11 protein-coding genes and 1 pseudogene are annotated in these 10,860 nt (G+C 54.1%); all 12 read left to right on the top strand.

What is annotated here, in order from left to right; translation table 11 throughout:
• Positions 1-86: 86 nt before the first annotated feature.
• Positions 87-1,022, top strand: a pseudogene (locus tag F3G95_RS13405) (conjugal transfer protein TraE); the annotation flags it as partial.
• Complete coding sequence (locus F3G95_RS13410; protein ID WP_149795345.1) at positions 1,019-2,752, top strand: CD1108 family mobile element protein; 1,734 nt, start codon at positions 1,019-1,021, stop codon at positions 2,750-2,752. The pseudogene F3G95_RS13405 and the gene F3G95_RS13410, both read left to right, overlap by 4 nt.
• Before the next feature lie 14 nt (positions 2,753-2,766).
• The gene (locus F3G95_RS13415) at positions 2,767-3,033 is read left to right on the top strand and encodes a DUF4315 family protein (protein ID WP_117527065.1); all 267 of its coding nucleotides are present in this window, start codon (positions 2,767-2,769) and stop codon (positions 3,031-3,033) included.
• Positions 3,023-3,748 carry a DUF4366 domain-containing protein gene (locus tag F3G95_RS13420; protein WP_149795346.1) on the top strand — a complete coding sequence of 242 codons (726 nt, stop codon included), beginning with the start codon at positions 3,023-3,025 and terminating at the stop codon, positions 3,746-3,748. The genes F3G95_RS13415 and F3G95_RS13420 overlap by 11 nt, the downstream gene beginning before the upstream one ends.
• A gap of 60 nt (positions 3,749-3,808) precedes the next feature.
• The gene (locus tag F3G95_RS13425; protein WP_149795347.1) at positions 3,809-5,890 is read left to right on the top strand and encodes a DNA topoisomerase 3; all 2,082 of its coding nucleotides are present in this window, start codon (positions 3,809-3,811) and stop codon (positions 5,888-5,890) included.
• On the top strand, positions 5,890-6,777 hold the full coding sequence (locus F3G95_RS13430; protein ID WP_149795348.1) for an LPD16 domain-containing protein: 888 nt from the start codon (positions 5,890-5,892) through the stop codon (positions 6,775-6,777). The genes F3G95_RS13425 and F3G95_RS13430 overlap by 1 nt, the downstream gene beginning before the upstream one ends.
• Positions 6,778-6,785: 8 nt before the next feature.
• Positions 6,786-7,301, top strand: a complete 516-nt coding sequence (locus F3G95_RS13435; protein ID WP_149795349.1) for a YodL domain-containing protein — start codon at positions 6,786-6,788, stop codon at positions 7,299-7,301.
• Positions 7,291-7,494 (top strand): transposon-transfer assisting family protein, encoded by a 204-nt coding sequence (locus F3G95_RS13440; protein ID WP_112146270.1) that lies wholly within the window; start codon positions 7,291-7,293, stop codon positions 7,492-7,494. The genes F3G95_RS13435 and F3G95_RS13440 overlap by 11 nt, the downstream gene beginning before the upstream one ends.
• Positions 7,495-7,665: 171 nt before the next feature.
• The gene (locus F3G95_RS13445) at positions 7,666-8,505 is read left to right on the top strand and encodes a PepSY domain-containing protein (protein ID WP_149795350.1); all 840 of its coding nucleotides are present in this window, start codon (positions 7,666-7,668) and stop codon (positions 8,503-8,505) included.
• Between the two features lie 18 nt (positions 8,506-8,523).
• Positions 8,524-8,889 (top strand): hypothetical protein, encoded by a 366-nt coding sequence (locus F3G95_RS14020; protein ID WP_223386013.1) that lies wholly within the window; start codon positions 8,524-8,526, stop codon positions 8,887-8,889.
• Positions 8,890-9,852: 963 nt separating this feature from the next.
• A complete protein-coding gene (locus F3G95_RS13460; protein WP_149795351.1) occupies positions 9,853-10,209 on the top strand; it encodes a TnpV protein in 357 nt (118 codons plus the stop codon).
• On the top strand, positions 10,137-10,860 hold a 724-nt coding region (locus F3G95_RS13855), incomplete at its 3' end, for a hypothetical protein (RefSeq protein WP_188117561.1). The genes F3G95_RS13460 and F3G95_RS13855, both read left to right, overlap by 73 nt.

Below are 10,860 nucleotides of genomic sequence, written 5' to 3' on the forward strand. Positions count from 1 at the left end.
CTTGAAGAAGTGATGAAATGCTTGAGCCGTATGACGGGAAACTGTCACGTACGGTTCTTAGGCGGGAAGGCGGTGGTAACACCGCTGACCCAGCCGATTACGCTCCGCTGGTGGAGCGTCTGCATGGACAGGTTATCCACATCGGCCCTGCCAGCACTCAGTATATCAACCCCATGGACATCAACAGCAATTACAGTGAGGAGGACAATCCGCTGGCGTTGAAGGCGGACTTTATTCTTTCTCTGTGTGAGCTGGTGGTGGGCTGCAAAGAGGGCTTGCAGCCGGTAGAAAAGACGGTCATTGACCGCTGTGTTCATGTGGTCTACCGCAAGTATTTTGAGAATCCCACCCCGGAAAATATGCCCCTGCTGGAAGATCTGTACAATGCGCTGCTGACGCAGGACGAACCGGAAGCCCGTCATGTGGCGGCTGCGCTGGAAATCTACGTCAAGGGTTCTTTGAACATTTTCAACCACCACACCAACGTGGATATCCACAACCGTATCGTCTGCTTCGACATCAAGCAACTGGGCAAGCAACTGAAAAAACTCGGTATGCTGATCGTGCAGGATGCCGTGTGGGGGCGTGTTACCGCCAACCGCAGTGCCGGAAAATCCACCCGGTACTATGCTGATGAATTCCACCTTTTGCTGAAAGAGGAGCAGACAGCGGCGTATTCCGTGGAGATCTGGAAGCGTTTCCGTAAGTGGGGCGGCATCCCGACAGCCCTAACGCAGAATGTCAAAGATCTGCTGGCAAGTCCTGAAGTATCGAACATTTTCGAGAACTCGGACTTTGTGTATATGCTCAATCAGGCGAACGGCGATCGGCAGATCCTCGCAAAGCAGCTCAACATCTCACCCCACCAGCTTTCCTATGTGACCCACTCCGGCGAGGGCGAAGGGCTGCTGTTTTTTGGTAATGTCATTCTGCCGTTTGTGGACCGTTTCCCCACCGATCTGGAACTCTACCGCATTATGACCACCAAGTTGGGTGAAGTCTCGGAGGGCGCGCAGAAATGAGTGAACCGAAACTGAACATCAAAGAGGAATCGTCTACCAAAAAGACCCGTTCTCCCCCGAAAAAAGCCAAGGTAGAGCAGACGGTGCCCAAAAAGAAAAAGCTGAAAACCGATGCGGATAAAGCTGTGGAAAAGGCACAGCATCTGCGGTTTGGCAAAGCGGAACTGACCCCGGACGAACTGAGCCGTTTGAGCAAGGCGCAGAAACGTGAGATGTTCGCCGCCCATGCAGCCCGGTCTGCGGCGCACCGAGAGATCGACCAGTACGAGGATGAAAACGTCGGTGTGCAGGCGTTGAGCAAGGGCGAAAAGGCGGCAGGAAATGTCCGGGATATTTCCAAGAGCAGATACGCCCGCAAACTCAAGAAGAAAGCCAAGATGCAGGGCAAGAAAAGCACCAAAACCGCTAAATCTTCCGCATCGGAGCCGACTGCGGCACAAGATGCAGGCGCATCCGGCACCAGCGAGGGCGGTTCCAACTGGCTTTCCCGGTGGCGACAGAAACAGGACATCCGGCAGAGCTATTATGCCGCCGCCCGGTCGGGCACGGCAGCGCAGACCGCAGGCGGCAAGGCGGCATCCAACGGTGCATCTGCTGCCCGGTCCAGCATGGAACAGGCGGTAGAAAAGGGCAAAACTGCCGTCAGCACTGCCGTAAAGGGGCTGATGAATGCCGCCAAGGGCAACGCACACGTTCTGGTGATCGTGGGCGTTTTTCTTTTGCTCATCCTCATGGTGATGTCGGGCTTTTCCTCCTGCGGAATCCTCTTTTCCGGCGGCACGCAGGTATCCGGGCAGACCATGTACTCTGCCGAGGACAGGGACATCCGGGGCGCAGAGCAGGACTACAAGAAGCTGGAAAAGGAGCTGGATAAAAAGATCAAGCGCACCCCCACTGACCACCCCGGCTACAACGAGTACCAGTATCACCTTGACCCCATCGAGCACGACCCGTGGCAGCTCACCTCTTTTCTCACGACTTTGTATGACGATTACACCCGGTCGGAGGTGCAGGGCAAGCTGAAGGAAACCTTCAAAAAGCAGTACAAGCTCACCACATGGGTAGAGGTGCAGACCCGGTATATGACGGTCTGGGTCATGACTCCGGCAGGCATCCCGGTTCCCACGCAGGTTCCCTACGAGTACCGCATCTTCCACACCAAGCTGGTGAACCGTGGCTTGGAGGTGGTCATCCGGGAGGAACTGGACAACGACCAATGGAAACGCTACGAGATCTTTCAGGACACCTTGGGCGGCAGACCCTACCTGTTCAACGGCGGTCTGCCGCCCGGTGGCTCTGACGGTTCCGGCGCACCGGGCATTGACTATCAGGTTCCGGCAGAAGCCCTGACCGATAGCGAATTTGCCGCCATCTACAAGGAAGCCCAAAAGTATGTGGGCACGCCCTATGTCTGGGGCGGCTCTACCCCAGAAACCGGCTTTGATTGCAGTGGCTATGTCTGCTGGGTGTACAACCAGAACGGCTACAATGTGGGCAGAACCACCGCCAACGGATTATGGCAGAAAAGCCAGCACATCTCCGAAGCCGAAGCAAAGCCCGGTGATCTGGTCTTTTTCAAAGGCACCTACGACACTCCCGGCATGAGCCATACGGGAATCTATCTCGGCAACGGCATGATGGTCAGCGCCGGAGACCCCATCAAGTACGCAAACATTCACTCGTCCTACTGGGAGAAGTATCTCGCAGGTTTTGGGCGGCTTTCAAAATGAAATGGAGGATTTTTATGGGTGAAAGACTGGAAAAGCTCAAGGCGATGCTCAAAAAGGAGCAGGAACGCCGCATCAAGCTGAACAACCGCATTGCGATTCTGGAACGGCGCATTCAGGAGGAATCGGCGGCAGAAGTTGCCGACATGGTGCGCACTGCCAATGTGACCCCGGAACAGCTTGCAATCCTGCTGCGGCAGGCGGCAACTATGCCCCCGACCCCGGCTGCGCTGTCCGCAGTCGGCGCAGAGTTTGACAAGGAGGAAATCAACGATGAGATTTAAGAAAATTGGTGCGCTGTTGCTGTCGGCGGTGCTGTGCATCGGCATGGCAGCTCCGGCATTCGCTTATGGGGATGATACCGCGCCGGTGGAACCGCCTGTTCTGCCGGAAGTCGTGGAGGAAGATGTTGTTACCATCACGGATGAAACCTCCGGCGCACTGACCCCGAAGGGCAATCTGACACTGGTGGACGATTACCACACCAATTATTCGGATGGTTCCGGGCAGCAGTTCATCACGCTGGTATCGAAATCGGGTGCGACATTTTATCTGGTAATCGACCGGAACAGTAAAGGCGCACAAACCGTACACTTTATGAATCTGGTGGATGAAGCCGACCTGTTGGCTCTGATGGAGGAAGAAGCTGCCGATGCCTACACTGCGGAGAAAGAAGCAGCGGCACAGGCTGAACTGGACAGGCTGAAAGCCGAGGAAGAAGCCAAGAAAGCCGAAGAAGAAGCGGCAACCGCTGAACCGCCCAAGGAAAACAAAATCACAAAGTATGCAGGCGCATTTCTGGGCATAGTCGCCCTGATTGCGCTGGCTGCGGGCGGCGGCTTCTATTTCTATCGCCAGCAGATGCAGAAGAAAAAGGCAGAAAAAGAAGCCCTTGACCCCGATGTAGATTACACCGAGGACAAGGGCGATTTTGAGATTCCGACCGATGTGCCGGACGAGGATGAAGCCCCGGACGAGCAGGACACCGAACCTATCTGATTTTAAGGCGGCGTTTGCCGCCGTACATATTGCAATCAGAAACAGATTGGAGGGATTTTTATCGCAAAATTAGTCGTGGCAGAAAAGCCATCTGTCGCTATGTCCTATGCAAAAGTCCTTGGTGCGACAAACCGCAAAGACGGTTATCTGGAGGGCAACGGCTATCTGGTTAGTTGGTGCATCGGGCATTTGGTAGAGCTGGCACCGCCCAACATCTACGACGCCAAGTACGTCAAGTGGAGCATCGCAGACCTGCCCATCCTGCCGCAAAAGTGGCAGTATCTGGTGTCTGCCAGCACCAAAAAGCAGTTTGGCATCCTGCAAAAGCTGATGCACCGCCCGGATGTGGACAGTATCATCTGTGCAACGGACGCAGGGCGCGAGGGCGAACTGATTTTCCGTTTGGTGTACCAGCAAGCGGGCTGCAAAAAGCCCTTCTCCCGCCTGTGGCTGTCCAGCATGGAGGAAAACGCCATCCGAGAGGGCTTTGCCCACCTCAAACCGTCAACTGAATACGATGCGCTGTACAATGCAGCACTCTGCCGGGAACGTGCCGACTGGATGGTCGGTATCAATGCGTCCCGGCTTTTTTCGTGTCTGTACGGTCAACCTTTAGCGGTCGGTCGGGTCATGACTCCGGTGCTTGCCATGACGGTGGTGCGGGAGGCTGCGATAGCCGCTTTTGTGCCGGAAAAGTTCTACACGGTGGATCTGGAACTGACCAGCGGATGCACGGCATCCAGCCGCCGCATTCCTGAAAAAACCGTGGCAGAAAACCTGCTGGAAGCCTGCCGAAAGGAGATGGTGGCAACGATCCAGCGCATCACCCGCAAGGAGAAATCCGAGAATCCGCCGCCGTTGTACGACCTGACCACCCTTCAGCGGGACGCTAACCGTTTGCTGGGGTACAGCGCACAGCAGACTTTAGACTATGTACAGAGCCTTTATGAGAAGAAACTTACCACTTATCCAAGAACTGATAGCTGCTATATCACCGACGATGACGAGGAGATGCTGGAGGAGCTGACCGAGGAACTGGAAGTTTTTCTCGACATTACCCCGGAAGATGTGGACGGGGCGGTGCCCCGGACACGGCGCACCGTCAACCGGGAAAAAGTCACCGACCACCACGCCATCCTGCCCACCCGCAGTATGCTGCAAGCCGATCTGGAGGCTCTGCCCAAGGGCGAGCAGAACGTCCTGAAGCTCATCATCGCCCGGACACTGATGGCGGTGAGCAAACCCTTCCGGTATCTGGAGACCCTGCTCACCACCGAATGTGCCGGAGAGGAATTCTCCGCAAAGGGCAAGGAGGTTCTGGAGGAAGGCTGGAAAGCGATGGAGCGCAAGGTGCTGGCAGACATCCTGAACCGAAAACAGGAACTTACCACCCTGCCCAATGCGGCAGAAAACGAGTGCGGTATCCTCAACGCAGAGCTGAAGGAGGGTCAAACGTCCCCGCCGAAGCATTTTACTGAGGACACCCTGTTACACTCGATGGAAACCGCCAGTGCAGACAGTATGCCGGAGGGCGTGGAACGTCAGGGCATCGGCACCCCGGCAACCAGAGCCGCCACCATTGAAAAGCTGGTGCAGAAGGGCTTTCTGGAGCGCAAGGGCAGCAAGAAAACCAAGGTGCTGCTGCCCACGGACAAGGGCAAAGCCCTCATCACCGTAATGCCCGAAGAAATCCAATCCCCGGAAATGACCGCCGATTGGGAAACAAAGCTGCTGCAAATCGAACGTGGCGAAATGGAGCCGAACGAATTTATGACTGAAATCAAAGAGATGATCTCCTCTCTGGTAACGACCACCGAGGCTGCGAAAGGAGCGAATGCGCTTATGAAAAACAAAGTGATTGGCGTCTGCCCCAACTGTGGTGCAAATGTTGTGGAGCGTGAAAAGGGCTGGTTCTGCGAGAACCGGGAGTGCCGTTTCGTGCTGTGGAAGGACAATGCGTTCTTCAAGCGTCTGGGCAAGCGGCTGGATTCCCATGTGGCGGACAAGCTGCTGCGGGATGGCCGTGTCCGCCTGAAGGACTGCAAGAGCGCCAAGGGCAAGACCTACAACGCCACCGTCCTGCTGTCCTGTGAAGCTGATGGCCGCAGCAAGTTTTCGCTGGAATTTGAAGGTGGGTGCTGATGGAGCAGATAAAAGAAGCGGTCTACCTTATCAACGATGAACGCTATCTGCATCTCCGGGAAAACGGTGCAGGGGTCGGCTTTGCCACTTATAACAAGGTAACTGGCGAGCCGCTGGAAAGTGGGCAGATCTCGGAAAAGAATCTGCCGCCAGATGGACAAAACACCATCCCTGCCGCCCGGAACTGGTATCTGTTTGAACTTTCGGACGATGACCGTAAGGCCATCCAACAGGAAAGCGTAAAGATCCTTGAAAACATCCCGCAGGCGGGCATTGGCAGGCGGCGCATCTGGGAGCCGGAAATGCTGCCGAAGGATATTCGTCTCATCAACAGCCACTATGATGACCTCTATCGCATTCCAGATGGCGGCGTGATTCAGGTGGATTACCCGGATGGGCGCAGTTTTACGGCACGGGTGGAGCATCTGGATGATTACCACTTTGACATGGGCGGTTTGGGCAATGTGTTCCACATCTGCCAGTTTGCCGAGGTCATGGAGCGGAACCATGCCGACTTCTACCCGGAGATTCAGACACAGGACGAGCAGGCGGCGTGGGAACTGGGCGGCAAAGGCTACCTTGCAATCCAGTCCTGTGAGGATGGATGGGACTACACCCTCTACCACAGCGATTATTCTGTGATGGACGGTGGGCAGCTGGATGCCCCGGAGCTGACTATTCAGGAAGCCCGTGAGCAGATTCTGGAAACTCACCACATGGAAAAGGGGCGACGGCTGTTGCAGGACTACGATGCCGTCATGGACAAAGTTGCGGAAACCGAGGAACTGAGTGCAGACCACCGCCCTTCCACATTGGAAAAGCTGGCAGCACTGACAAGCGATACGTCTGCGCCAAAATCCTCTGCACGTTCTGCGCCAGAACTGTGAGGTGGACGATGCAGCAAAAATGGAACCGGAATTTTGACGGTGAACCCATGACGGACATCCCGCAGAAGTTTCTGAACGCAGGATGCGATGTTTATATGGTGATGCAGCTGCGGCATGACGAGAAAATCTTCGATGAAAGATTTGCTTCTATGCGGGAGTTGAATCGTCGAGGCAAAACGCCCGACCCGGAGCATTACGAGGTCACCTACTATGCTGATCTGCCCGCCATGTGGCAGGATGTGCCGAACAACGAGATTTTGGAAGAACTATTTCAGATGTTCAACCTCTCCCGTCCGCAGGATTTTGAGGGGCACAGCCTGTCGGTCAGCGATGTGATCGCACTCAAACGCAATGGCGAGGTGTCTGTGCATTATGTGGACAGCATCGGCTTCAAAGATTTACAGGGGTTTCTGGACAAGCAGCCGGAACGCCCTTCGGTGCTGATGAATCTCAAGGAAAAGTGCGATGCCCCGGAGTGCAATCCCACGGTATGCCGGAAAGTGAGGGCTGAACATGAACTTTAACCATGAAGAACTCATGCTGATGATGCTTTACAACACCGGCACCCGGATGGGGCTTATCCACGAACTGCGGCTCATGCAGTGCTACCTGATGCCTGACGAAACTGCCCTGCGGGAGTTGTCGGAGAGTGTTATCGAAAAGCTGAAACTACTGACCGATGCCGAGTTTGCCGAACTGGAATTTCCGCTCGACTGAATTTTGCCGCCTGCGGGCGGCGTACATAGGCTCTTTTACAATGGGATTCGGTGTGGTATACTGAACTCGACAAATCGTATATACCCTGTACACAAAAATTTCACTTGTGATCTGGCAGGATATCGGCTACACTTTACACATTCCAATCTGATAGGAAGGATAAGAAAGAATATGAGAAAGAAATGGATTTTTATCGGAGCGGCATTTGCACTTGCAATGACCCTGACCGGATGCAGAGATAATGCGGCAGCCAGTATTCCGCAGCAAAGCAGCCAGGAGCAGACACAGATGATCCCTATGGAGGAGGCACAGGAAGCGGCGTTAAAAGCAGCGGATATTGTAGCGGCAGATGCAGACATTTCAGCCACGACCTTAAGTGAGGTGGCGGGAGTGGCCTGCTATAAGGTGGAATTTACTTCCGGAGAGTATGCCTACGCCTACACGATCAATGCAGAGACAGGAGCTGTCATGGAAATGAGCAGCCAAGAACAGAATGCGCAGGCTTCCGGGACACAGACGGAGACGGCAGACCCCGCTGCCCCTGCTCCGGCACAGAATGCAACAGGTACCGGAACCGTGGATGAAGCAGCAGCACAGAAGATCGCACTGGAGCATGCCGGAGTGAAGGCAGCGGATGCAACGATCACCAAGTCAAAGCTTGACTATGAAGACGGACGTCAGGTATATGACATTGAATGGTATGCAGGCGGTGCAAAGTATGACTATGAGATTGCGACAGACACCGGAGAGATCATCAGCTCCGCATATGAAGAAAAAACGATGGGAGCAGACAGCAAGAACGTTACGGTCAGTGAGGCAGATGCAAAGAAAACAGCCCTTGACCGTGTAAGCGGAGCAACGGACAAGGATTTCTACGAATGGAAGCTTGATTATGATGACGGACGTCCGGAATACGAAGGAAAGATCATCTACGGTGGAACGGAATACGAATTCACGATTGATGCAGCGACCGGATCCGTAATGGAGTGGGATGCTGAGAAGGTCCGTTAAGACAGACAGGAGAAGTAGTTGTGTACAAAGATTATCAATGACCAGTTAACAGATTTATTTTATAACTTTATCGAGATGGAAGACCGCATTGCGGCCAATGACCGGTATGCAGACTTAAACAGCTCGGATATGCGGTTTTTGTCCGCCGTAGGAAAAGGTGTTTTAGGGGATGATTGCCTTATTGATTGTTCCCAAATTCCTATGATTTATTGTAATTATGATACACAAGATGTTGTAGATATAACACTTGATGATTTACAGGTGGGGGACGAAATCATTTTGGCTATTCGGGGTTCGGAAATAGAAAATCTTCAAAAGGAAGATGACAATAAAGCAAAAATAACAGTTGAACAATTACAATTAGGTACACAGAGAATTAAATAATTCCCAGTTTGTCGATGATTGTCAACTGAGATAATGTCATAAGGCATTGTTCCGAAATTTTTTCATAACCCGCAAAAAGTGGGCTTGATAGAATACTTCCATTCATGCTATAAACTACCATAGATTCCATAAGCGAGTGACCTGAAAAGGCCGCTCGCTTTTTTGTTTACAACGAGATTGAAGGGAGGAACGCTATGCCAAGCAAAACCGAAGAATATCTTGCCCTTGCCCAGCGCACGGCCAACGGCTTGACCCGATACTGGGAAAGCTGGACGGACTACCTGACCACCGCATCCCGGCTGTACAAGTACCCCTTTTCCGACCAACTTATGATCTTCGCCCAGCGCCCGGATGCCACCGCCTGCGCCGACTTTGACATCTGGAACAACCGGATGAACCGTTATGTGCGCCGGGGTGCCAAGGGCATCGCCCTGCTGGACGAATCCAGCGGATTCCCCCGGCTGCACTACGTCTTTGACGTAAGCGACACCGGGGTGCGCCGCAATTCCCGTGACCCGGAGGTGTGGCAGCTCGGTCCCGATTTGGTGCAGCCGGTTTCGGAAATGTTGAGCAAGACCTACGGCATCAGCGGAGCGCGTGTCAGCCAGCAGCTTGCGGATGTTGCGGGGAAACTGGTGGCGGATTACTGGGACAACAACGGCGGGGACATTCGTGCCATCGTTGACGGTTCGCTCTTGATGGATTATGATGAAGCCGGGGTGGAGATGCAGTTCAAGTCTGCCGCCGCCATCAGCGTCACCTACACGCTGCTGGAACGCTGCGGCATTGAGCCGGCCGGGTGGTTCGACAAGGACGATTTTCAGGCAATCTACAATTTCTCAACCCCGGATAGTGTCTACGCCCTCGGCGCAGCAGTCAGCGACATGAGCCGGGAGGTGCTGCGTAACATCGAGCGCACCGTAAAAACAACCATTCGCCGCCGCAATGCAGAAAGGAGCCAATATGAATACGAACAGCAGGAACGTGACCTACTCGACCGTCGGGGACTACCAGCTCCCGAACCTAACCCTGAACCAGCCCCGGAAGCCGCTGGGCAAGTACGGCAGGCTGCGCCGGACGTACCTGAAAGACCATCGCCCGGTGCTGTACAACACGATGCTCCTGAACGGGAGCCTGTATCCGCACCTGATAGAGGTGGAGCAGACGGCAGAGAGCCGGATGCAGCAGACCATGGAGCAGTTTCTGAAGCAGGACCCAGCCCCGGACAAAGCGCAGAATCAACTGATGTGGGTGCAGCACATGAACAGCCTGAAAACGCAGGCAGAGGAACTGGTGCTGACGGAGCTGATCTACAGCTAAGTTTTCTGGATGCGAACATCCCCACCGAAGCCCAGCAAATCGAAAAAATCGACCGAGCGGAGAGCGAAAAAACGCCCTCCGCTTTTGTTTTGTCGCAGACTGAAATTGAGAACGAGCTGCGGCGGCATGGTTCAGGGTTTACAGGCGGCAAACAGCGCATTATTGCGCTGTACCAGACCCAGCCTGACCGCAAACTCCGTGCCAAAGCACTGGCAAAGGAGTACGGTATCGGTGGGCACTCCCACGATTATCTGGATGGCAGTCGAGGCTTCGTCAACCACGACTGGAAGGGTCTGGAATTTGTTCATTATCCCGACCACCAGAAAATCACCCTGAAATGGGCGCAGGTGGAAAAGTATATCGACCTTATGATTCAGTCCGACCGCTATCTGACAGATGAGGAAAAGGAACAGCGTGCTACCAGACAGGAAGCATCCAACTACAATGTCGGGGATGAAGTTGTGGTAGACCTGCCCACCAGAACGATTGAAGGTACCATCGGCTATGTTGGCGAAACCGATGTGCGCATCGACACCAGCGCACACGGACAGTCGTGGGATAACGAAGTTATCAACAAACGACAATTCGAGGACGGTCTGCGGCAGAATGAACCTAGCCAGCGTGTGGATGAAATGCTGGAGCAGGCAGAAA

This window comes from Faecalibacterium sp. Marseille-P9312 (assembly GCF_902497445.1).
Classification (GTDB): Bacteria; Bacillota; Clostridia; order Oscillospirales; family Ruminococcaceae; genus Faecalibacterium; species Faecalibacterium longum.